Here is a 22,920-nt window from a genome sequence, read left to right as displayed (position 1 = left end):
AGAGCGCCGTGGAGCCTGCGGTTCTGCCTCCGAACGGCCCGCCCTACGCGGCCACGAGGCGGCGGATTCCCGTGATGAGCGCCCGGAAGCTGGGCGAACGGTTGTTCTCCAGGACCAGGTGGGGGGCGATGGCCCGCGATCCGGAAATTTTCTGGTAGGCCTTGTTCGTCAGATTCCGGAGTTCCCCGGAGGCGTCGGCCAGCAGGTCCGGGTTGCGGAACTTCTCCTTGCCCTGCTGGGCGCGCAGGCCCTTGAGTCCCAGTCCCTTTTCCACGGCGGCCAGGTCGCCCAGATAGAAGCTCTCCAGTTCCCGGCAGGCAATCCGCACCAGTGCCTCGGGCCTTCCGGCGGCTCGACTGATGGCGGCGAGCGTTTCCTTGACGGCCCGGCAGTCGCCCCTGTCCTGGTCGCGCAGGACGACGAACATCGAGTCGGCCTTCCGCCAGCCGCGCAGCTTGCGCAAGAGTTCCTTTTCGAGGGCCTGTTTTCCCGGGAAGGGGAAATACGCCGGATGGATGTCCGCCGGGAGGAGGCGCGGCAGAACGCCCTTGAGCATCGCCTCCGCGGAGAGTTCTTCCAGAAAGAAGACCAGGGTCTTCACTGCGGATCGGCTCCTTCGAAAAATCCCTGCGCCCACAGGTGGCCCATCCTGTCTCCATCCTCCATGTAGGCCTTGATCTGCTCGTCCTCCCTTGCCCGGCGCACCTGGGTGTATCCATCCTTCTTCACCAGCCAGAACACTTCGTCGAGTTCCACTGCGTTGAGGAAATCCGGCGAATGGGTGGAGACGAACACCTGCCCGCCCCGTTCGGCGTAAGCCCGGAACTCCTCGGCAAGCTCCTGCAACAGTTTCGGGTAGAGCTGGTTCTCGGGTTCTTCGACGCAGAGCAGCGGGTGCGGCTGGGGATCGTAAAGCAACGTGAGGTAAGCCAGCATCTTGATGGTCCCGTCCGAAACGTAGCGGGCCAGGAAAGGGTCCTCGAAAGAGCCGTCCTGGAACTTCAGCAGCACGCGGCCCTCTTCCGTGGTTTTGGCTTCCACGCTGGAGATGCCGGGAACCCGAGACTGCAGAAGCGACAGAATCCTGTCGAACGCTTTCCTGTGGTTCTTGTACAGATACTCGATGACCAGCGAGAGGTTTTCGCCCTCTCGGGAAAGGTGCTCGGCATAACCGGCTTCCTGCTCGGGGCGTGCACGGCTGATGTGAAAATCGGAGACATGCCAGTTCTCGATGAGGTTGCCCAAGGCCACCACGGCCTGGAACCGCTCGAACTGTGCGAGCCCTTTGATGGCTAGGATATCCGGCGATTTCAACCGCTGTTCCTCGCGGTTCAGTTCACTGACTTCCTTGACGGAATCAACTTCGTTCGTGACGGCACGGCCCTCCCCCTTGGAGAAATTCAGGAACTGCCATGGTTGCCCGCTGCTGCCCCTGCGGTATTTCAGGATTTCCCGCTCGACAAATGCCTTGCCGTTCTTCTCACTGATTTGGAGACTGTACGTTGTCAACGGACCATCCGGCTTCGATCGGAACTTGATCTCGATCTCGATGGGGCCATCGGAATTCCGGCTCCGTACCTCTTGAAAGCCCCGGCTCCCGCCGAGCCTGACCAGCGCGGCGTTGACGTTGCTGGCCATGGCATCGCGCAGGAATCCGAAGACGCTGAACACCGTGCTCTTGCCGGTGCCGTTGGCCCCGACGACAACGCAGAAGTTCGGAAGATCGGAAAACACGACATCCCGGAAAGACTTGAAGTTCTTCAGCCTGAGCGATTCGATCTTCATTGGGTCTCCGCAGTGTCCGGCCAGGGAGTTCGGGTGGCGCGGGCCGCAACGCCGCATGGCCGCCGTGAGCCTTCCAGGTAAGAATCAGCCCCGGACGGACGGCGTGCGAGAAGGATGCGTCACGGAGTTCTCAAAGAGTCACCGCATGCATCGTGCAGGAAATGCGTCAAATCATCAAGAGGTTGGGCCTCATGCGGGGTGATCAACCTACGAGAATCCGACTGTTCGTGGCCAGGCCGCGCAAGTCGTCCAGATTCATGCCGGTCACACTCTCTCTGCTCCGACGTCTCCGGCCTGTCCTCTCTGCCGGGTCGTCTCCGGTGAAACCCGCGAAGCAATTGCCGGGGTCCGGGGGGAGGCTCTCGCCCCGGCGGGGTCCGGGGCGGAGCCCCGTTCCTCCACGCCTGGCCGGCCGCCCTGCGTCGCCGCCGCGCCCAGTCCCGGTCTATTCGAAGCGCAGGATGAAGCGTTCCAGGTCGTTGGGGTCGCCGTCCTGGTAGTCTTCGGGGTAGAGCAGCGCGCCCATGAAGAAGATGCTCTCCAGGTCCAGGGCCATGTTGGCGCGCCGGGCGAAGTCGCGCAGGCCGTGGAGCAGGCGTTGGGCGGTCTCGTCGCCGCCGTCCAGGAGGGGTTCGACCGCTTCGGCCAGGTCGGCGAGGCGTTCGCACTTCTCGGCCATGCGCAGGCGGTGGGTTTCCTTGTCGCCGCGCTCATGGAGGGCGGCCAGGGCCTGGGCTTCCAGGGCGCGGATGTCGTGCGCGGCCTCGCGGGCGAGGTCCAGGGCCTGTGCGATCTGTTCGGTGTGTTCCATGGGGTGCTCCGGGCTCGGGCCTAGTACATCTGTTTGAGCAGGTCCTCGCCCGTGGCCAGGGGGGCGTTGGGGTCGGAGAAGTTGACGTTGCCGTCGCCGCCGATGATGCCCGCGAAGGCGTTGCGGTCCTGCCCTTCCTTGAAGGGCATCTGCACGCCGTCCACGCTGGCCCAGGCGATGCCCGGGGGCTGGGGGAACTCCTCGGTGGGGTAGAAGGGCTCCACGGCCATGCGGTATTCGATGAACGCGGGCAGGGCCGCCGTGCCGCCGGTCTCGCCCTTGCCCATGGACTGCACCTGGTCGAAGCCCAGGTAGACGCCGGTGAGCAGGTAGGGCGTGAAACCGATGAACCAGGCGTCCTGTTCGTCGTTGGTGGTGCCGGTCTTGCCCGCGATGGGCTTGCCGATCACCGTGGCCTTGCCCGCGGTGCCCGCGCGCACCACTTCGCGCAGCATGGCGTCCATGATGAAGGCCGTCTGGGGCGACATGGACTGGCGGCGTTCCGGCTCGGATTTGTAGAGTTCCTGGCCGTCAGGCCCGGTGACGGAGAGCACGAAGCGCGGCTTCACCGATTCGCCGCCGTTGGCGAAGGCGGTGTAGGCCTGGCAGAGGTTGATCAGGTGCACCGCGCCCGCGCCCAGCGAGATGGGCAGGTAGGGGCCGAGCTCGGACTCGATGCCCATGTCCTTGGCGCGCTGGATCACCTTCTGGATGCCGATCTGCTGGGCCACGCGGATGGTGACGAGGTTGCGCGACTTGGCCAGGGCGGAGCGCAGGCTCATTTCGCCCTGGAAGCCGCCCTCGTAGTTCTCGGGCTTCCAGATCTTGTGGGTGACGGGGTCCTCGTAGATGAAGGGGCTGTCCATTACGCGCGTGGCGGGCGTCATGCCTTCGTCGATGGCCGCCGAGTAGACGATGGGCTTGAAGGTGGAGCCGCACTGACGCAGGGCCTGGGTGGCCCTGTTGAACTGGCTCTTCTCGAAGGAGAAGCCGCCCACCACGGCCAGCACCGCGCCGGATTTGGGGTCCATGGAGACCATGCCGCCCTGCACGTCGGGTTCCTGCTGGAGGATGAGGTCCTCCCCGGCGCGGGGGGCGGTCTTGGAGGGGGCCTTGCCCTTGTTGCGCGGGTCCTCGGGGGCCAGGGAGACGAAGACCACGTCGCCGGGGCGCGGCCCCTTGTTGCGGGTCCAGCCAAGGAACTTGGCGTCGATGGTCCCGGTGGACTTGCCGAAGCGCACGGTGAGCCCCCTGGGGGAGGCCTCTGTGACCAGGGCCTTGGCCCAGGCCCCGGCCTTGAACTGGTCCATGTTCACGTCCTGGGCCAGGAAGTCGTTCCACTGGTTGGGGGGCAGCGATTCCACCGGGCCGCGCCAGCCCCGGCGCTTGGAGGAGGCCACCAATGCGCCCCGCAGGGCCTTCTCGGCCTGCTCCTGATGGAAGAGGTCGCATCCGGTGACCACCTTGAGCCCGCCCGTGTAGACCGTGTCCTCGCCGTAGTGGTCCACCAGCCAGCGGCGGACCTCTTCCAGGTAGTACGCTCCAACGCCCCAGCTCTGTTCCTCCATGGCCTTGTAGACCAGGGGTTCGCGCACGGCCTTGTCGTGGTCGGCCTGGGAGATCCAGCCGAGTTCCAGCATGCGTCCGAGAACGTACTTCTGGCGGACCTTGGCGGCGTCCGGATCCTTGTAGGGGTTGTAGCGGCTGGGGGCCGGGGGCAGGCCCGCCAGCACGGCGGCCTGGGCCAGGGTGAGGTCCTTCACGTGCACGCCGAAGAAGGTGCGCGCGGCGCTCTCCACGCCGTAGGCGCGCGAGCCGAAGAAGATCTGGTTGAGATAGATGGTGAGGATTTCGTCCTTGGTGAGGTAGCGCTCCAGGCGGTAGGCCAGGATGGCCTCCTTGATCTTGCGCTTGAAGCTGCGCTCGGGGGTGAGCAGCAGGCGCTTGATGATCTGCTGGGTGATGGTGGAGCCGCCCTGCCGGGAGGTTCCGGCCTGGAGGTTCTTCACGAAGGCGCGGAAGATGGCCACGGGGTCGACGCCTTCGTGCTGGTAGAAAGAGGAGTCTTCGGCGGCCAGGAAGGCCTTGGGCAGGAAGGGCGGCATCTCCGAGAGGGAGGCCAGGAAGCGCTTCTCCGCGAAGAGGTTGCCCAGCACCTTGCCGTCGTGGGTGGTCACGGTGGTGACCACGGGCGGCCTGTACTCCGTAAGGTTCTTGAAGCCCGGCAGGTCGCTGGCGGCCCAGAAGTAGACGCCCACGAGGCCCACGCCCGCGCCAACCACGCACAAGGCCATGAAGAGCACGAAAAACAAAATGAATTTACGCATTGTTCTCCACTTTGGCCGGAAGCGGCTCCTCCGGCCCCCCGGGGACGAGGCCCCAGGCCAGGCGCAACCGCCCGTGCAATTCCCGGACGTTTGCCGGGGTCATTCCCAAGAGTTCCAGCATGCCCGCCACGGTGCGGGCCTCGGTGCAGGCCAGGCAGCCCCGCGCCTCGAACGCCGTGACGGCCCCTGCCGATATCCAAAACGGAAAGAGACGGCAATAATAAGGCCTTGCCTCCCGGGGCAGCACGCAGCCGTCCGGGGCCAGGAAGGCGCAGGCCCCGTCGGGCCGCGTGGCCAGGCGCAGATGCTCGCCGTGGGGCGGGAAGCGCCGCGTCACCAGGGCGCGGTCCCCGGGGAAGAGCCTGCGCAGGTTGTCCAAGAAGGACTTGGAGTTTGGCGCCCCGGTGAGCCCCCCCAGCCGGGGCCCGTACTCCACGATGCGCTGGCGCTCCAGTTCCGAGACCGGGAAGCAGATATCTTCCTGGCCCGGGTTGAGGCGGCAGCAGGTGGCGCCTACCGCCGCGCAACGGGCGCAGACGTAGGCGTCCTTGGTCTGGTTCATGTCCGGGCGTCTCCTGCAAAGCCTTTATGACCGCCCGGGCGCGCTGGCAAGCCTCCCGAAGAAACCCGCGCCGCGCGGACCGCTGAACGCCGTACGCCCCCCATCCCCTGGCAAGCCCCGCCGCGCTTGGCACGAAGGGCTTTCGCCAGCCGGAAACGACCGACGCCCCGGAGTGCCGGAACCCGACGACCTGAGCAAAAGGGCCGGTTGATCCTCCGCGATTTCAGCATGTTATCCGGCACGAGCGCATATCGCCAAGCCTGTTGATTGTGATTTTTTTCATTTGCCCACTTTTTCCCGTTGACGGGTGTCAAAACGTGAGGTTATGGAGGGGTCGGCAGTGGTGAGGAACGCGGCGACGCATTTCGACTGAACCTTTTGGACCCTTTTCCAATCCAGTCCTTGCGCCGCCTCGGCGATCGGTGCGTTTAATCCCGACCGCCTTGGTAGCAACGCTTTTTTTCATACAATATAGGTATTCGCCATGAGCACTCGCGTGAAGGATTCGTTCGCCCAGCTGATTCGTCCCGTCGATAATTTCAACGCCGAAGGCGTGCACGGCTGCACGACCTGCAAAAAGGCCATCACGTTGCAGCTTCGCATCGTCGATGAGAAGGTCGAGGAAGCCGGCGGCAAGGCCGAGGGCTGCTTCTACAGCCGCCAGTGTCTGGCCGCGCTGATCTCCATGATCAAGGGCATGTCCATCTACGACCTCTACCCCATGACCAACGCCGACCTCCGTCCCCACCTCGCCGTGGTCAAGGACGACTACGACTGCGACGTTTTCACCATCGGCGCTCTCAAGCTCGCCCTGCGCGACTACGAGAAGAAGATGGCCGCCTAACGGCGAAACACTGCCCGGAACGGGGCCGCCGAAAGGCGGCCCCGTGAGGCTGCTGAAAAAGTCGGCTTTGCGGCTTATTCAGCAGCCCTGCGCGGAGCGCAGCCTGGAGCAGGGCGGCTTTGCCGCCCGTTAGCGACTCTAACAAGCCCCGCTTCGGGGTTTGTCATCAGGCTGACGGGGCCGCCGAAAGGCGGCCCCGTTTCTCTTTGGACGCCGGAATGCCCGGCACGCGATGAACAACTGATCCCGCCCTCCGGGCGATGCCGCACCCTCCGGATGGACGCATGACCCAGACGCTCCGGGGATTCCCGCTCTACCTTCAGGCCTTCGGCCTGTGGCTCTCCTTCCTGGCCTGCGCCGTTGCCTGCGGCGCGGCGCGCGAGTTCCTGCTCACCCCGCGCCTGGGCGACACCCTGGCCCGGGCGGTGTGCACGGTGTTCCTCTGCCTGATTTTTCTGTGGGCCGCGCGCTGGTTCGTGCGCCGGGGCAACGTGCGGGACACGGCGTCGCTCCTGGGCGTGGGACTCTTCTGGTGCCTGGCCACCCTGGCTTTCGAGTTCGGCTTCGGATTGGCCCGGGGCCTGCCCCTCTCCGCCCTGCTGGCGGACTACGACCTCTTCCGGGGACGCCTCTGGCCGCTCGTGCCCATCACGCTCCTGTCCGGACCGTATCTTTCGCGCAAGCTATTCCTCTAGTGTTGGCGGCGCTCATCTGAAGTGAGATGGTTATAACCTGACAGCCCCCCCACCCTATGGGCGGGCATCATTGGCTTGACTGTGCTGAGATGGTTATATTTTTACTGTTTTCCCTCGAAAGCGGAGGTGGGCATGCCGACCCTGTCTGGGATAGCCGTGGAGTTGCGAAGCTTCAGGCACCCTAACCAAGGAGATCGTCATGACCACCGATCAGAAAGTAGCACGGAAGAAGCTGAGCTTGCTAGAGTTGGCCACCGAGTTGGGCCATGTGAGCAAAGCGTGCAAGCTCGTCGGCTATTCGCGACAGCTGTTTTACGAGATTCGCCGCAATTTCCCGACGTAAGAAGCCGAAGGGCTGTTGGATCGCCCCCTGGGCCACGCGGACCGCACCCGAACCGTGTGGAGGACTCCGTGGAAAAGGCCTTTCTGGATTACTGCCTGACGTACACCCCACGCATGGCCCACTGCCCGTAGCGCCGTATCTGGCTCTTCAGGGCATCCAGGTCAGCTCTGCCGAAGTCCGAGGGGCTTGGAGCCGTCATGGCCTGTTGACCAAACACGAACGGCTCATGCGCCTGGAAGAAAGCGTGCGCGGGCAAAAGCTGAAGCGGTCCAACGAGCAGATCAGACTTCTGAAGCGCGTTAGCCCGGAGTTCCGCGCCCGGCACATCGAGGCCAGCCACACGGGCGATTTGGTGTCCGTGGACACCTTCATGGTGGGCTCGCTCAAAAGCGTTGGCCGGTTCTACCTGCAGTCGGTCATCGACTGCCATAGCAGGTAAGCTTGGTTCGACTGTACACCAGGAAGCTGCCGCTGACCGCGGCGCATGTGCTCAACGAGGACGTTCTTCCGTTCTTTGAGGAGCACAACGCCCGGGTCGAAACGATCCTCTCGGACAATGGGCGCGAGTTCCGTGGCAGACCGGACAAGCACCCACATGAGCTGTTCCTTCAGCTCGAAGGCGTCGAGCACAGAACGATCATGGTTCGCCGCCCGCAAAGCAACGACTTCGTTTAGCGCCTGCACCGGACATTGTTCGAAGAGCATTTTCGGATTCAAGGCAGGCAGATTTGGCATGAATCAATGGAGGAGATGCAGAAAACACAGGAATCGTATCTCCAGCACTACAGCCGGGAGCGCCCGCACCAGGACCGAGACATGAACGGAAGGACACCCTGCCCCGACCTCCTCGAAGGCCTTTTTGAAGGAAGCGAGGCAAACACAGACGAATCGGGAGAATCAGCTTAAAAGCTGCCCCGCCAGGGAGGCGGCGCCAGGCAATAACCATCACTGTACAACTTGACAAAAGCATTCAATTGGAACATGATTTAACAAGATGTAATATTTCACTATTTCAATTAAATTGACGGGTGTGCATGGCGAATGGCCAATTCCATTCGCTTCCGGAGGTGTAATGAGCGCTTGTGCTGAACTGTATGCTGAATTTATTAGTGATGTCACATCACTCCCTGCCCGAATAAACGTGGCAGTTTACGGAACCGGAAAAGTGGGGCAAGGAGTGGTCCTCGCTTTAAAAAAGTGTCGTCCTGACATCTCTTTCGATTTCTATTTTGATAGCTTCAATAAAGGAAGCCAGGATGGTTCTCCAATATATGTCTTTGCAGACAACAAAAGTCTAGCGCGAAAGGTAGACATTGTTATCATTGCGTCGGCCTTTTGGCCAGATATTGAAAAAATCCTTATTGATGCCGCCGTGAGGAACTACATAATTTGCAATGCTGACCCGATGAATCGATCTCTTTTCAATGATGACCAACAAAAACATTACGCGCCGACAGTCGAAGCAAACCTGCAAAGCCTGGAAGACTACTCTTCACGGGAAACGTATAAGGTGTGCTATGCGATGCGCTGCATGTTTGTACCGCGAAGACAGCAGGCCGACGTGTACAAAACACCTGACTCCATACTGGACAAAGGAGGGCAATATCTCAGATACGTCAACTGGAACAAGGTCTATACAGCCATTGACGGAGGAGTGTTTGACGGAAAAACAACCGAGGACTTTCTGCAAAAAATGCCACCTGGGGCACTAGTCATCGGTTTTGAGGCGGATCAATCAAATGTCGAGAAATTCAACCTTCGTAATCAATTTGCCGGACCGTCAAGAAAGCTGGAGGCCCGGGCTCTGTGGCGCTCAAATTGCTTAGTCGAGTTGACCCCTCTGGGAAGTGCGTCAAGCACCAGAGAGGGCACTCCAAATCAAACGGGATTGAGTGTCCCAGCCATCACTCTTGACGAATATGTTCGAACAAATGGTTTAAAAAAAATCGATCTGATCAAGCTGGATGTCGAAGGATCTGAGACTGCGATCCTCGAAGGCGCCGAGGAAACAATACGCGAGCACAGGCCACAGTTGGCAATCTGTATTTATCACTCAGCGGCCGAGTTTGCCACGATCCCCGAACTTCTGCGTACCACGTTGCCCGGCTACAAGCATTATGTTGCCCATTATGGAAAAGAAATATTTGATGAAACAGTGTGGTATTCTATTCCCGAGGAGTGTGTGGAAAGCTAGCTCGGGACCGGGCTCGAAATCGGGAGCAAGTGTACAATGAAGGTTATTGCCTGACACCGCCGCCCTGGCGGGGCAGCTTTTAAGCTGCTTCTCCCGATTCGTCTGTGTTCGCCTCGATGCCTTTAAGAAGGCCTTCGCGGAAGGCGGCGCAGGGAAGGTCACTACCGCGAATACCCGATGAGCTTGCACGCACTACTCACATTGCCCAGCTCCTTCGCCAGCTCCAGCAAGGCCAGTTTCCTTCGTGCTACTTTCTCGCCGTTGGTCATGACGATCTCCTCGGTTAGGGTTGGGTGAAGCTTCGCAACTCCACGCGTACCCCAGCCAGGGTCGGCATGACCACCTCCTCTTTCGAGAGGGGCTGTCAGGTTTATACCCTGAGGGGCCCACCCAGGCCCACCGCCGTTCCATGGCCGCACATGCGCCGTCGCCCACCGGGCTCACTGCATTAAGGGCCATCTCCCCCCGGACCGCGCCGCCGGTCGGCGGCAAGGCCCTGTAGCCGACCTCTCCCCTACTCCACGCCCATGCCCGGGTGATGCGCCGCCGTGTCCATGGCCTCGCGGTGGCAGCTCTGGCAGTTCTTCTTGCCGCCCATGGCCCGCGCGAGCTTCTGGTATTGCAGGGGTTGCAGGTTGTCGCGGTCCGCTCCGTAGGGGTTCACCGCCGGATAGACCGAGTGGGCCGCGCCGTGGCAGTCGGCGCAGGTGAGCGCCCCCATGTCGTCGGGCTTGGCCTTGAAGAGGTCCCCGGCGTCCTTGGTCCAGACGCCGTAGGCCTGGGCCTGTTCGGGGGCCTTGTAGCCCGTGTGGCAAGTGACGCATTTGGGCTCGTTCACCCAGGGTTCACGCGGAACGGGCGCGCCCTCGCGGGGCTTGATGAGGGCCATGAGCGGCTTGGCGGCCGCCACGCCCTGCTGCTCCTCGCGGACGAGCAGCGAGAGGGCGTGGTCCTCCATGGCCCCGTGGCAGCTGGTGCAGTCGAGCCCGGCGGCCGGATGCGGGTCGCGCAGGGCGCGCGTCGCGCCCATGGGGTCGGTGGGGTGGCACAGGTTGCAGGCGTCGGCCCCGCGCCCGGCCAGATAGACCGCGTGCAGGCCGTGCATGGAGGCCGAGAGGTTCATGGCCCGGCCCTTGCCCTCGCCCGAATGGCAGCCCTTGCAGCGCAACGGGCCGGACTGGCCGGCGAGCGCTGTGAGGCTCAGGCGGTCGTGGGCCTTGAGCACGTCGCGCACGGTGGCCTCGGAGAGGCCCCCCACGCCGTGGGACCACTCCCCGCCGTGGCAGTTCCTGCAGCCCATCTCCGAGGAGACCGGCAGCACCACCTTGGTCTCGGCCAGGAGTGTCTTGCCTTCGGCGTCCCAGGCGCGCACCACGCCCACGGGATAGGGCCTGAAGGATCCGTCGGCCCCGTAGGGCGACAGAGAAACGTAGGGGGCGCGGTAGCGGTTGCCCTCGGCCTTGAGCGTCAGGGCGGGCTGCCCCACCACCTCGCAGGTGACGCGGGCGTTCGTGACCAGCGACGGCCCCGGCCCCCGGCGCACCAGCTGGGCCGTGAGCCCCTGGGCGGGCAGGCCCAGGACCATGCGGCCGTCGTGGGGCTCGAACATGCTGATGGCCCGGTCGGCTGCGGCCACGAGCACGTATTCGGCGTCGTCGGCGAAGGGCGCGGGAGTCTCGGGGGGCAGCTGGGCCAGGGCTGCGGCCTTGGCGGGCCTGTCGCCCCCGATCTCCTGGGCCAGGAAGGCGGCCAGGGCCTGCTTCTCGGCCTTGCTGCCGAAGAAGGGCGGCATGTAGCGCCCGATCTTGCCCAGGCCCGTGAGCAGCGATTCCATCCCCGTGAGCGAATACTTGGCCGCGCGGGGCCGGATGTCCAGGAGCGGCCCGCCTGTCGAATGGCAGCTGGCGCATTGCAGGTAGAAGAGTTCCCGCCCGGCCTCGATGCGGTTCTCGGGCGTCACCTGCTTCACCCGCGACCAGCGCGCCTTGGCCAGGAAGCCCGACTCGTTCAGCGCCGGGGCCTGGGCCACGAGCACGCCGTTGGAGTAGACGTGGCCCGTGACCAGGTAGGGCCTGCGCGCGGCCTCGCGCATGTATTCGTAGGAGCCGATGAACAGGAACGAGGCCGCAAGGACGGCCACGGACGCGGGCCTGGCCCAGCGCCGGGGCAGCCCCCCGGCCAGGAGCGCGCCGCCCGCCAGCATGGCGGGCACGGCCCACCAGAACACGCGCATGCCAGCCGCCACCTCGGGCGAGCGGCCCAGGGCCAGGGCCTGCTGTCCGGGCGTAAGCGCCGCGATGTGCCACCAACCGGCCGCCACCACCACGGGCAGGGGCAGGATGGTCCACAGGGCGCAGAAGCGCGAGAGGCTTTTGCGCTGGCTCTCCGTTTCCGAAGCCTGGGCCGTCAGGAGGCCGAAAGCACCGGCCAGTGCGGCGGCCATGGCCGTGCGGAACACCAGGCCGGGGAAATAGGTGGGGTTGAAGAAGCCGTCCCAGAAACGGTGGGTGACGAGCCACTCGCCCGGGGTGAGCATGAAGGAGATGAAGCCCTGCACCACGGCCAGCGAGCCCCAGGCGAAGACGAAATAGAGCCAGGCCAGCACGAGCCTGCGCGTGGAGCGCGCCCCCTCGAAGGAGCGCATGTAGGCCAGGAGCACCACGATTTCGGCCAGGAAGAAGGTCCACTCCGTGGCCCAGCCCAGCACGAAGGAGTGGATGAGCACCGAGGTGGCCGCCGGGGCCGTCACCGAGATGGCCGCCCAGATGCCCACGCCCGTGAGCCCGCCAACCACCATGGTGAGCACCAGGAAAAACCGGGCGTGGCGGTGCAGGTAGTCGCGCAGGCTGGTCAGCCCCAGACGCTGGGTCCTGGTTTCCATGACGGCGATGAAGAGGCCCCCGCCCACGGCGAAGTGGGCGATGAACACGTGGATGGTGGCCACCAGGGCGATGAGCAGTCCGCCGCCCCAGTAGTTCCAGTGCAGGACAGGATATTCCATGGCGTCAAGCCCCCTTCCGGTCGACCTTGGGCATGCCCGACGCCCACAGGATCACCGCCAGCGAAAGAACCACGCACCCCAGGAACATGGCCGTGGTGGAAGGCTCCGGCGTCACGGGGAGCGTGGCCGGGTCGAAGAGCGGGTCCAGATAGAGGCTGCGCAGCACGCCGCGCAGGGCCGTCATCACGAGCACGGTGAGCGCGCCCGCCCCGGCCGCGGCCATGAGCCTGCCCCGGAAGGCGAAGACCACCGCCGCCAGGGTGAGCGCGACGCCCGCGGCCAGCAGCCCCGTGGCGGCCTTGTCCGCGCCCATGAAGGCCGGGATCATGTTCCTGGGCAGGGCCATGAGCCACCAGGAGCCCACCCCGGCCTGGAGCACCGTGGCCCAGCAGAACCAGGCCAGCCCCTCGCGGCGGATCTCCTCGCCGTGGGGGTCGCGCCGTTTGGCGCGGCCGTGGCCGATCATGGCCAGGGCCAGACCGCCCAGGGCCACGGAGGCCAGCACGAAATGCAGCCATCGCGGGATCACGGTGGGATCGGCCCAGGCCGTCAGGGTCCCGGAGGGGTCGGCGAAGTAGCCGCGCCAGAGGTCCGGGCGCACCAGGAGCACGGCGTTGTGGGTCTGGGCCAAGGAGGTGTAGAGGAGCAGCAGGCACATGAGCGCCCAGGTCCACACGCCCGGCCCCCTGCCCGCGTGGAAGGCGTACTTCTGGCGGTAGGCCAGGGCGTAGGCCCCCATGACGGCCAGCACCACGCCGAACCACCACACGGCCATGAGCGTGGAGCTCACGTAGAAGAACTGGCCGTAAAGCGTCTGCACGAAGAGCAGCGGGGCCACGCCCAGGTTCACGGCCAGGGCCGTAAGGTTGGGGGCCAGGCCCGCCTGCCGGTCCAGTCCGGGCGCGTCGCGCAGGGCGCGGGCGAAGCCCAGGAGCGCCAGGCCGAACATCAGGTTCATGAAGATCAGGTGAACTGCGAACGTGGCGTCCAGCAGGACCCTGAAGAACCAGGGCGATGCCGGAATGGCGTCGGCCGCCGGGATGAGAGCTCCGGGCTCCATGGATACCTCTTGACGCAAGGGTGCTTCGCGGGAAAAACGAGCGGGCCGCCCGCGAGATCGAAAGCGCAGGCCGCGCGCCCCGCGCGTCCTGCCGCACTGCCCCGTCGCCTGGGTATCATCTTTTCAAGGGCCGGAAAATAGTCTATCTTCGGTCGTCTTTCCCACCAGCGCCGCATCCTTTGCGCGTCGCGCGGAGACATCCATGGCCCTTCTTCTCTTCGACATCGGCAACACCAACATCAAGCTCGGCCTCTACCGCGCCGAGTCCGGGCTTTCGTCCTACGTGCTGCCCACGCCGCGCTCCAGCACGGCCGACCAGCTGGGGCTGGACCTGGCCGCCATTCTGGTCCGCGAGGGCGTGGAGCCCGAGGCGCTGGAGGCCGTCCTGGCCGTGAGCGTGGTGCCCCCCGTGAACCCCATGCTCCGCCAGGCCTGCAACCGCTTCCTGGGCAAAACGCCGCTCTTCGTGCCCGAGGACGTCCCCGTGCCTCTGGAAAACCGCTACGAGCGCCCCGAGCAGGTGGGGGCCGACCGCCTCGTGGCCGCCTACGCGGCCAGGCGCTGCTCCTCCACCCACTGCCTCGTCTCGGTGGACTTCGGCACGGCCACCACCTTCGACGTGGTGCGCGGATCGAGCTACCTGGGCGGGCTCATCTGCCCCGGGGTGCTCTCCTCGGCGCGCGCCCTGGCCCAGGACACGGCCAAGCTCCCCCAGATCGACCTGGAACCGGCCTCGCTCAAGCTGACCATCGGGCGCTCCACGGTGGAGAGCCTCAACCAGGGGCTGCTTTTCGGCTTCGCCTCCATGGTGGAGGGCATCCTGGACCGCCTGGAAGACCACCTGGGCGAGCCCGTCACCGTGGTGGCCACGGGCGGATTCGCCGCGCAACTGGCGCGCGTCTGCCCCGCCATCGCAAACGTCAGGCCCGAACTTCTTCTCGAAGGCCTGAGACTCGTGTATGAGGAATCCGCGCGCGCCCGCCACGCCCGCGCGAAGGACCGTGAACAGACCATCATCCCCCAAAGGAGAACCACATGAGCACCATCGCTGCTGTCTGGGCCAGGGAAATCCTCGACTCGCGCGGCAACCCCACCGTGGAGGTGGAGGTCACCCTGGATTCCGGCGCCGTTGGCCGCGCGGCCGTGCCCTCGGGCGCGTCCACCGGCTCGCGCGAGGCTCTTGAGCTTCGCGACGGCGAGAAGGACCGCTACGACGGCAAGGGCGTCAGCCGCGCCGTGGAGAACGTGCAGGGCGAGATCGCCGAAGCCGTGGTGGGCATGGAGGCCCTGCGCCAGACCGCCCTGGACAACCTGCTCATCGAGCTCGACGGCACCGAGAACAAGGGCCGCCTGGGGGCCAACGCCATGCTGGGCGTCTCCATGGCCAACGCCCGCGCCGCCGCCAACTTCCTGGGCCTGCCCCTCTACAACTACCTGGGCGGCGTGAACGCCAAGGTGCTGCCCGTGCCGCTCATGAACATCATCAACGGCGGCGCGCACGCCCCCAACAACCTGGACATCCAGGAATTCATGATCCTGCCCGTGGGCGCGGACACCTTCGCCGACGCCCTGCGCATGGGCGCGGAGACCTTCCACGCCCTCAAGAAGATCCTCGCCAAGGACGGCCACATGACCGCCGTGGGCGACGAGGGCGGCTTCGCCCCCAACCTGGCCAGCCACGAGCAGGCCTTCGACTACATCCTCAAGGCCATCGAGGCCGCTGGCTACAAGCCCGGCGCGGAGATCGCCCTGGCCATCGACGCCGCCGCCTCCGAGTTCTTCAAGGACGGCAAGTACACCTTCGCGGGCGAGAAGCGCGTGTTCAGCTCCTCCGAGCTGGTGGACTACTACCTGGGCCTCACCAGGAAGTACCCCCTCATCTCCATCGAGGACGGCCTGGCCGAGGGCGACTGGGACGGCTGGAAGCTCCTCACCGACCAGCTGGGCGACGCCATCCAGCTGGTGGGCGACGACGTGTTCGTCACCAACCCGGACATCCTGGCCGACGGCATCAACGAGGGCATCGCCAACTCGATCCTCATCAAGCTGAACCAGATCGGCACCCTCACCGAAACGCTCGACTGCATCGAGATGGCCAAGCAGGCCGCCTACACCACCGTGATCTCCCACCGCTCCGGCGAGACGGAAGATTCCTTCATCGCCGACCTGGCCGTGGCCGTGAACGCGGGCCAGATCAAGACCGGTTCGCTCTGCCGCTCAGACCGCCTGGCCAAGTACAACCAGCTCCTGCGCATCGAGGAGGAGCTGGAGGACGAGGCCCTCTACTACGGCCCCGTCATGGCCGCCCAGTGGTTCGACGAGGAAGGCGAGGAGTAGACCGAAAAGCCTATCAGGCGGCGGGGGCCTTGCCCCCGCCGCGACGAAGGAAGACCCCTTCCGGCGTGGCCGGGAGGGGTTTTTGATCATGCCCGCAGTATAGCGAAATTATTGAATTTTAACTGACCAGCCAATGCCCAGCGACGACGCTAGACTTCGTTCACCAATTCGACCGTGGCGAACTCGTTAGCACTATGTCTGGACATACCTCCAGCCCTACCTCCTCGGTTGACTAGTCTGTCCGGTCTAAACGGGGTACTCCACAATAACAGGTTTGATCGAACGATTTATCGAACGATTTCCCTCAGTTCGAACTTGTAAGAAATCCTTACAAGTTGCCGCTTCACTCAGTTCGCCCTCCTCATTGACGGCCTTGAGGTGCATGGAATTGTTCTGCGGACTGGCTTGGTCTTTTCAGCCGGTTCACCCCGGTCAGAAGCCCCGAAAGCAACGGCATGGCCGAGGCTTTCGTCAAAACTTCAAGCGCGATTACGTGTACGTCAACGATCGACCGGATGCTCGGACCGTCCTGGCCAGTTCGCTGCCTGGTTCGAGGACTACAACGGGATGCACCCACACAAGTGGCTGCGGATGCTCTCGCCCAGAGAGGTCATCCGATTCTTAGCAACCGCGGGGTGTTCAGTTTAGCGGGGGCGACTCCAGTCCTCGCCTACTAGAACAATTTCTTAATAGCCTCACATGCCGCAACATATTGGGGAACTTGACCAACCAATTTCCCCGCTCCATCCAGTATCGCAAAGAGCTTGAACCTGCTTGGCTTCTCCTTTTTCACCTCTTCCTTGGCATCTTTTAGGGCCGCAACAAGATCATCCTGTTCCTCGTCACTTTCATGAACCTTATTCTCCCTGAGGTATGCTACAAGCGCTTCCATAGCTGAAACCGCATCGATGGTATACGCTGATGAGTTCTGCCCGATCTGGACATTAGAATTGTGCGCATTAACCACATTGCTATTATAGGCGTGCACCACAAACCCATGCTTAGCGCATTTTTCTTCCTTCATTCTCGAGACCTCACGCCTTAGCTTGAATGTGAACGGCTCTATGTTATTCTTGTACCAACATTCAACAGATGAAATTTTGTGAGCAAAATGCCCGGGACGCAGCATGTCATCCGCTGCTTGCCCAAACCGCCCGAAGTAACGCTCAAGACTGCACATCATTGACAAAGAGGAGAAGTATGCGTCAAGCAATTCCACCATCTTGCTCTTAAAATCATCGTCAAACTCAACATCAAAATCGATCACCATGTCGCGTGCCTTTGAAAATATAAGTTTCACCGCACTATCTAGAATGGAAATATAAGCACATTGTATGTCATGCACAAATCCGCCACTCTTCACGGTTCCCTTAGCCGCGTGGCTTCTTTCAATGGTCGTTATGGAAGACGCAAGTTCTTGGTGTAAGTCGGCAATCCCACTGCGTACTTCACCAACATAATAGTTGATTATATCTATCTTATCCATACTTGTCGTGCTTCAGTACCACAGGTATGCTTTGCTCTCCAGCGTTGGGGCACAAAGAACGTCCACTGTCCTAGGCCATCATTTCGGATTAACTCGTGAATACCCATACCACCCCTGCCTCGCTTTTACCAGAGTCTTATAGCCAACAAGGGATGATTTATTCCTCAAGGCTTCTTATAGCCCTCAGTGTGGCACGCCCACTCGGAAATTATTGGGCCGTCAAGGATGGATGGTTAAGGCAGGGTCTTTGTCCGGAAGTTGCACCTGAAACACCCGGTTTGGGACATTGCATCCGCGCATCCCCAAATTCCGTCAGGGCAGCTACTTTCCGCCCCCCCACGCTTCCCGGTAGTCCTCCGCCAGCCGGTCGGCGGCCTCTTCCCAGGGTCCGGCGGGGGGCAGGAGGCGGGTGGTCAGGGTCAGGTCCGGCAGGGCGGGGCCGCCGAAGCGGGCCGACTCCACGCCCTGCACGGCGCAGTTCAGGCCCGCGCTCGCGAAGACGCGGCGCACCAGGTGCTCCAGGGTCACGGGCGTGGCCCCGGTGATGTGGTAGGTTCCCGGAGGGTGGTCGAGCAGCATGCGCTCCACCAGGGCCGCCGCGTCGCGCGCGTGCACCGGGGAGTGGCGCACGTCCGAGGCCGCAAGCACCTCCCGCGCGCCCGAGCGGGCCGCCTCCAGCAGGCGGTTCACGATCTGGGATTCCCCGCGCGCCGCCCGGTGGCCCAGAGCCATGGAAATGCGCGCCACCCAGGCCCCCGTATCGCCCAGCACCGCCCGTACGGCCTCCTCGCCCGCAAGCTTGCTCGCGCCGTAGGCCTCGGCCGGGCTCGGCGGGTCGCACTCGGAGCGCGCCCCGGGAGAGGCGTCTCCGAACACGCGGGAGCTGCTCAAGAACACGAAGCCGCAGCCAGCCTCCACGCAGGCCTCGGCCAGCCGGGCGGGACGCCTCGCGTTGTGCTCCATCAGCTCGTCCTCGCCGCCGTGGGAGAGTCCTGCGGCGTTGATCACCGCCAGCGGGCGATGGAGCGCTAAGGCCTCGCGAAAGCGGGCCACGTCGGCGATATCCAGGTCCGCGCGGGCCAGGGCCACGGCGCGCGCGCCCAGGCGCTGGGCGATGGCCGCGCCCAGGAGCCCCCCGGCCCCGAGCACCAGGAAGGGCCGGAGCCCGTGTCCTCGATGAAACGCCATGATGCCCTTTGCGACCCCGTCCGGGCCGCTACACGAAATCCAGATGCCGCCTGTCGGTGCCCAGGTAGTCCAGCAGGGCCAGGTTCTTGCCGTGCTGCACGCAGTGGTGGGCGCACGCGTCGCAGGGGCGCACCCCGCGCACGGCCCGGGCGTACTCCTCCGAGAGCCAGAACTCCTTGAGCGAGCGGTCGCGCACCGAGCCCAGCAGCCCGGAACGGGTGTACGCCTTGTCCTGGCAGGTGTACACGTTCTGGTCGGCCCCGATCACGTTGAGGAACACGCTCACGAAGGGGCAATAGTCGTAGGTTTTGGCGTACTGCCCGTCCATTTCGTGGAACTTGTCCACCACCTTGAAGGAGGCGTCGGCCAGCTCCGCCGCCGCCCGGGCGATGCCCTCGGCCGCCATGCGGAAGTGGGGGGCGTGGTAGTCGTTGTTTTCCCTGGCCGTGGTGCCCACCACGCAGCCCGAGACCTTCACGTGGTCCGCGCCCGTCTCCTTCATGAGCCTGAAGAACTCATAGACGCGGTGGGCGTTGTCGGCCGTGAGGATGAAGTTGATGCCCAGCTCGCAGTCGGCGTGCTTGCGTTTGGCGAAGGCGCGCAGATTCTCAATGATCCGGTCGAACTCTTCGGGCTTGAGCCCGCGCGAGCGGGCGATGGAGGGGCCGTCCAGGGAGTCCATGGAAACGCGCACCCAGCTGGCCCCGGCGGCCAGCACGTCGGCGGCCTCGCCGCGCAGGGCAGAGCCGTTGGTCAGGGTGGCCACCTTCACCCCGCCCTCCAGGAGCCGGGATGCCGCCTCGGCGAAATGGGGATAGATGAGCGGTTCGCCGCCGCCGGTGAAGGTGACGGCCCGCACGCCCACTTCGATCATGTCGGCGGCCATCTCCAGCATCTTGGCGCGGGGGATGCTGTCCTTCTCGGAGAGCAGTTCGCCCAGGAAGAGGCTGTCGCTGCGGTAGCAGCAGTAGGAGCAGCGGTGGTTGCAGGCGTTGATGGGCTTGAGCCGCACGTGCAGGGGCGGCAGCGCCCGGCCCTGCTCCAGGGCGTCCAGGCGCTCGCGGTAGTGAAAGATCTTCACCTGGCTGTAGAGGTTTTCCATGACGGACCTACTCGAAGAAGATGAAGGAATAATCGCCCTTGAAGCCGAAGTGCGCGTAGAGCCATTCCCATTCTTCCACGGAATAGAAGCTCTCGCACGTGAGCTGCCAGAACATCAGGTTCACCCGCTCGGCCTCATTGCGGTAGGATTCGAGCATCACGTAGGAGCGGGCGGGGTCCTTGGCCACGCGGTTGAGTTCGTCGATGGCCCGCTTGAGCTCGAAGACCTTGAGGTTGTGGAAGGTGGCCAGGGAGATCACCAGGTCGAAGGAGTTGTCCGCGAAGGGCAGTTCCTGGGCCGGGGCTTCGGTCAGGAAGGGGCGCACCTCCTCCTTGGCCGTGTCCAGGCCCCAGCGGGAGATGTCCACCCCGCGCACCTCCAGGCCCGGCAGGAGCTTCTTGAACTCGTGGAGCAGATGGGCCTTGCCGCAGCCAACGTCCAGGAGGCTCATGCCGTCCCTGAGCCCGTAATGCTCGATCATGGCCCGGGCCACGGGCTCCCAGCGGCCGTCGTAGCGGTAGCCGCCGTAGCCGTGGCTGCGGTCGCCGTCCCAGTAGTCGCGGCCGTAGCGCTTGGCCACGGTGGCGCACTCGATCTTGTCGTGGACGCACACCCGCTCTTTGTAGTCGCGGACGGTCTTCTTGTGCAGGACGGAGACGAAGTCGATGAGGGGCATGGCGCGATCCCGTGTTGGGGTTGGGGGGGCTACTTGAGGAGCGAGACGACGCTCTTCTGGAAGCCCACCTTGTCCAGGAATTTCTTGTTGCACACCGTGGCCACGGCCTCGGCCCCGGCCACGCTGCCCAGGAACCCGGCCACTTCGATGGGCAGGCCCAGGGCGCCGCAGAGCGAGACCACCGAAAGCACCGTGTCGCCCGCGCCGATGCGGTCCACCACCTTGGTGGTGAAGGCGGGCACGCGGAAGAAGCCCTCGGCGGCGGACCAGCACAGGCAGCCTCGTTCGCCCTGGGTGATCACGATGCGCTCGCAGTTGGCGCGCTCGGCCGCGCGCAGGATGAGTTCCTCCACGGTGGCGGTGCGGCTCCTGGCCTCCATGCGCAGCTCGTTCTCGGAGATGGAGATGAGGTCCGCCCGGCGGTACTTGGAGTAGGCGTGGTAGCCCTGGTTGCCCGCATTCATCTGGGTGTTGATGGCCAGGAAGCGGGCCTTCTCCTCCAGAAGCTCGGCCGTGTCGGGGTGGATGAGGCCGTGGCCGTAGTCGGCCACCACCACCAGGTCCATCTCGGGAAGGATCTCTTCGAGCCGTTGGCGGAAGCGCACCGAGTGCACGGGGTCGTACTCGTTGCCGTTCATGGTGTAGGTCTCGAAGAGCTTCTGGAAGGGGTAGCGTTCCACGAAGCGACGCTTCACCAGGGTGACGCCGTGGGGCACCTCCTGGAAGTCCTGCTCCACGTTGGGGCGCAGGCTCTCGCGGATGAAATCGAGCTGGGGGTTCTGGCCGCCCACCTGGGAGAGCAGCGAGACGCGGTCCGCGAAGGCGGCTAGGTGGTTGGCCACGGCCAGGATGCCCCCGGCGTAGCGTTCCTTGTGCAGGCACTTGGCCACGAGCACGGGCTCCTTGCCGGATTTGCCCAGGGTTTCGCAGAAGTGGTATTCGTCCACGATGGTCTCGCCCAGGGCCAGCACGCGCAGGGAGCGCATGCGCTCCAGGGCTTCCAGGATGGAGCGGCTGTCGTGGCGCGAGGAGAAGTCCAGGAGCCAGGCCTGCACCTCCTCGGAGAAGGGCGACATGGTGCGGTTGATGATGTTGGACGAGCTGAAGACGATGTCTTCGGTGTAGCGGATCTCGCCGCCCACGGCCTCCACGGCCTGCTGCTCGTCCACGATCTTGCCGGTCACGTCGTTCTCGGCCTGGCGGTACTCGTCGCCCTTCACGTAGACGTGGGGGCGCAGGAGCGCGATGGTCTCCACGGCGGTGGGCCAGCGATTCACGGCCACGTAGTCGATCTCGGCCAGGGAGGCCAGCACCTCGGCGCGGTGCTCGGCGGTGAACATGGGGCGGTGCGGCCCCTTGTTCACGAAGCGGTCCGGCGTGACGGTGACCACCAGCACGTCGCCCAGCTCCCGGGCCTTGCGGAAGTGGCGGATGTGGCCCAGGTGCATGATGTCGAAGGTGCCGTGGCAGTGCACGATGCGCCTGGAGTCGCGGATGCGGTCCAGCTCGGCGCGCAGGTCGTCCAGGTCGAGAATCTTGTCGTGTACGCTCATGATGGTCTCGCGGGGTTTGCGGCCCTTCAGGTCCGGGGGGCTTCGAGCAGCTCCAGGGCCGCCCGGGCGACGCCCTGGGCGTCCAGGCCCAGGCGGGCCATGATCTCCAGCTGCGTGCCGTAGTAGTCGGGGAAGATGTCGGGGATGCCGAGACGCTTGAAGGGTCGGGCCATGCCGGCCTCCAGGAGGGTCTCGGCGGCGGCGCTGCCCAGGCCGCCCAGGAGGGTGTGCTCCTCCACGGTGACCACGGCGCGCGCTCCGGCGGCGGCCTCCAGCAGGGCCTGGGCGTCGAAGGGCTTGAGGGTGTGCATGTGCAGCACCCCGGCCGAAACGCCCTGGGCGGCCAGCAGGTCGGCCGCGCCAAGGGCCTGCTGCAGGGCCACGCCCGTGACCGCCAGCAGCACGTCGGAGCCTTTGCGGCAGTGGATGGCCCGGCCGATGGCGAAGCCCGCTGCGGGGTCGGAGACCACGGGGTCGTAGCCTTTGGCCAGGCGGATATACATGGGGCCGGGCCAGTCCAGGGTCTGGGCCATGCAGCGTTCCATTTCGGGGGCGTCGCAGGGGGCCACCACGGTCATGTTGGGCAGGGCGCGCATGAGGGCCAGGTCCTCCACGGCCAAGTGGGTGGAGCCCAGTGGCGCGTAGACCAGCCCGCCGCCGTTGGCGATGAGCCGCACGGGGAGCTTGTGCATGCACAGGTCCACGCAGACCTGCTCCAGGGCGCGCCGGGCCAGGAAGGTGGCGATGGTGTTCACGTAGACCACGCGGCCTTCCATGGCCATGCCGGCCGCCATGCCCACGGCGCAGGCCTCGTTGATGCCCTCCATCAGGAACTGGCCGGGCAGCTCCTTCTGGAGCGCCTCAAGGGTGCCGCATCCCAGGTCTGACCCGATGAACACCACGCGGGCGTCGCGCCGGGCCAGATCGTGGACCATGTCCAAGGCTTTCTTACGCAT

Annotated in this window: 18 protein-coding genes and 3 pseudogenes; 7 read left to right on the top strand and 14 right to left on the bottom strand. The window is 64.5% G+C overall.

Translation table 11 applies throughout. The features are described 5' to 3' along the window. Positions 1–43: 43 nt before the first annotated feature. The 5 genes from NNJEOMEG_RS14145 to NNJEOMEG_RS14125 form a co-directional block, all read right to left on the bottom strand. Positions 44–601: a DUF4276 family protein gene (locus NNJEOMEG_RS14145; protein WP_173085572.1), complete on the bottom strand. Its 558-nt coding sequence runs from the start codon at positions 599–601 to the stop codon at positions 44–46. After that, positions 598–1,785, bottom strand: a complete 1,188-nt coding sequence (locus tag NNJEOMEG_RS14140) for an AAA family ATPase (RefSeq protein ID WP_173085570.1) — start codon at positions 1,783–1,785, stop codon at positions 598–600. The genes NNJEOMEG_RS14145 and NNJEOMEG_RS14140 overlap by 4 nt, the downstream gene beginning before the upstream one ends. A 445-nt stretch (positions 1,786–2,230) precedes the next feature. Beyond that, positions 2,231–2,596: a hypothetical protein gene (locus NNJEOMEG_RS14135; RefSeq protein WP_173085568.1), complete on the bottom strand. Its 366-nt coding sequence runs from the start codon at positions 2,594–2,596 to the stop codon at positions 2,231–2,233. 20 nt (positions 2,597–2,616) lie between these two features. Beyond that, positions 2,617–4,923, bottom strand: a complete 2,307-nt coding sequence (locus tag NNJEOMEG_RS14130) for a penicillin-binding protein 1A (RefSeq protein WP_173085566.1) — start codon at positions 4,921–4,923, stop codon at positions 2,617–2,619. Further along, entirely contained in the window at positions 4,916–5,485 is a 570-nt protein-coding gene (locus NNJEOMEG_RS14125) for a YkgJ family cysteine cluster protein (protein ID WP_173085564.1), read from the bottom strand. Before NNJEOMEG_RS14125 ends, NNJEOMEG_RS14130 begins: the two co-directional genes overlap by 8 nt. A gap of 484 nt (positions 5,486–5,969) precedes the next feature. Between NNJEOMEG_RS14125 and NNJEOMEG_RS14120 the strand changes: the two genes are divergently transcribed. The 4 genes and pseudogenes from NNJEOMEG_RS14120 to NNJEOMEG_RS14105 all read left to right on the top strand — a co-directional run bounded on the left by NNJEOMEG_RS14120 (position 5,970) and on the right by NNJEOMEG_RS14105 (position 9,561). Further along, the gene (locus NNJEOMEG_RS14120; protein WP_173085562.1) at positions 5,970–6,329 is read left to right on the top strand and encodes an iron-sulfur cluster assembly scaffold protein; all 360 of its coding nucleotides are present in this window, start codon (positions 5,970–5,972) and stop codon (positions 6,327–6,329) included. A 284-nt stretch (positions 6,330–6,613) separates the two neighbouring features. Beyond that, on the top strand, positions 6,614–7,024 hold the full coding sequence (locus NNJEOMEG_RS14115; RefSeq protein ID WP_173085561.1) for a hypothetical protein: 411 nt from the start codon (positions 6,614–6,616) through the stop codon (positions 7,022–7,024). Between the two features lie 199 nt (positions 7,025–7,223). Next, positions 7,224–8,273 (top strand): annotated as a pseudogene (locus NNJEOMEG_RS14110) (integrase core domain-containing protein). 166 nt (positions 8,274–8,439) lie between these two features. Further along, positions 8,440–9,561: an FkbM family methyltransferase gene (locus tag NNJEOMEG_RS14105; protein ID WP_173085559.1), complete on the top strand. Its 1,122-nt coding sequence runs from the start codon at positions 8,440–8,442 to the stop codon at positions 9,559–9,561. Between the two features lie 164 nt (positions 9,562–9,725). Here NNJEOMEG_RS14105 and NNJEOMEG_RS21155 read toward each other — a convergent pair. The 3 genes and pseudogenes from NNJEOMEG_RS21155 to NNJEOMEG_RS14090 form a co-directional block, all read right to left on the bottom strand. After that, positions 9,726–9,830, bottom strand: a pseudogene (locus tag NNJEOMEG_RS21155) (IS481 family transposase); the annotation flags it as partial. 245 nt (positions 9,831–10,075) lie between these two features. Further along, positions 10,076–12,562: a hypothetical protein gene (locus tag NNJEOMEG_RS14095; RefSeq protein ID WP_173085557.1), complete on the bottom strand. Its 2,487-nt coding sequence runs from the start codon at positions 12,560–12,562 to the stop codon at positions 10,076–10,078. Positions 12,563–12,566: 4 nt separating this feature from the next. Beyond that, positions 12,567–13,622, bottom strand: coding sequence for a hypothetical protein (locus tag NNJEOMEG_RS14090; protein ID WP_173085555.1), 1,056 nt, complete (start codon positions 13,620–13,622; stop codon positions 12,567–12,569). Positions 13,623–13,824: 202 nt separating this feature from the next. On the opposite strand from NNJEOMEG_RS14090, the gene NNJEOMEG_RS14085 reads away from it, so the two are divergent. From NNJEOMEG_RS14085 to NNJEOMEG_RS14075, 3 genes and pseudogenes are all read left to right on the top strand, one after another. Further along, positions 13,825–14,661 (top strand): type III pantothenate kinase, encoded by an 837-nt coding sequence (locus NNJEOMEG_RS14085; RefSeq protein ID WP_173085553.1) that lies wholly within the window; start codon positions 13,825–13,827, stop codon positions 14,659–14,661. Then, on the top strand, positions 14,658–15,959 hold the full coding sequence (gene eno, locus NNJEOMEG_RS14080; protein WP_173085551.1) for a phosphopyruvate hydratase: 1,302 nt from the start codon (positions 14,658–14,660) through the stop codon (positions 15,957–15,959). The genes NNJEOMEG_RS14085 and eno overlap by 4 nt, the downstream gene beginning before the upstream one ends. Positions 15,960–16,363: 404 nt before the next feature. Continuing rightward, positions 16,364–16,607: pseudogene (locus NNJEOMEG_RS14075) on the top strand (integrase core domain-containing protein); the annotation flags it as partial. Between the two features lie 25 nt (positions 16,608–16,632). Here NNJEOMEG_RS14075 and NNJEOMEG_RS14070 read toward each other — a convergent pair. From NNJEOMEG_RS14070 to NNJEOMEG_RS14045, 6 genes are all read right to left on the bottom strand, one after another. After that, positions 16,633–17,445: a hypothetical protein gene (locus tag NNJEOMEG_RS14070; protein ID WP_173085549.1), complete on the bottom strand. Its 813-nt coding sequence runs from the start codon at positions 17,443–17,445 to the stop codon at positions 16,633–16,635. Positions 17,446–17,766: 321 nt separating this feature from the next. Beyond that, the gene (locus NNJEOMEG_RS14065; protein WP_173085547.1) at positions 17,767–18,633 is read right to left on the bottom strand and encodes an SDR family oxidoreductase; all 867 of its coding nucleotides are present in this window, start codon (positions 18,631–18,633) and stop codon (positions 17,767–17,769) included. A 28-nt stretch (positions 18,634–18,661) separates the two neighbouring features. After that, positions 18,662–19,735 (bottom strand): radical SAM/SPASM domain-containing protein, encoded by a 1,074-nt coding sequence (locus NNJEOMEG_RS14060; protein WP_173085545.1) that lies wholly within the window; start codon positions 19,733–19,735, stop codon positions 18,662–18,664. Between the two features lie 7 nt (positions 19,736–19,742). Further along, complete coding sequence (locus tag NNJEOMEG_RS14055) at positions 19,743–20,411, bottom strand: class I SAM-dependent methyltransferase (protein ID WP_173085543.1); 669 nt, start codon at positions 20,409–20,411, stop codon at positions 19,743–19,745. 29 nt (positions 20,412–20,440) lie between these two features. Beyond that, a complete protein-coding gene (locus NNJEOMEG_RS14050; RefSeq protein WP_173085541.1) occupies positions 20,441–21,964 on the bottom strand; it encodes a PfkB family carbohydrate kinase in 1,524 nt (507 codons plus the stop codon). A 26-nt stretch (positions 21,965–21,990) separates the two neighbouring features. After that, positions 21,991–22,920 (bottom strand): transketolase family protein, encoded by a 930-nt coding sequence (locus NNJEOMEG_RS14045; RefSeq protein WP_173085539.1) that lies wholly within the window; start codon positions 22,918–22,920, stop codon positions 21,991–21,993.

It is taken from the genome of Fundidesulfovibrio magnetotacticus (assembly GCF_013019105.1).
Classification (GTDB): Bacteria; Desulfobacterota; Desulfovibrionia; order Desulfovibrionales; family Desulfovibrionaceae; genus Fundidesulfovibrio; species Fundidesulfovibrio magnetotacticus.
This window is presented reverse-complemented; position numbering and strand designations above follow the sequence as displayed.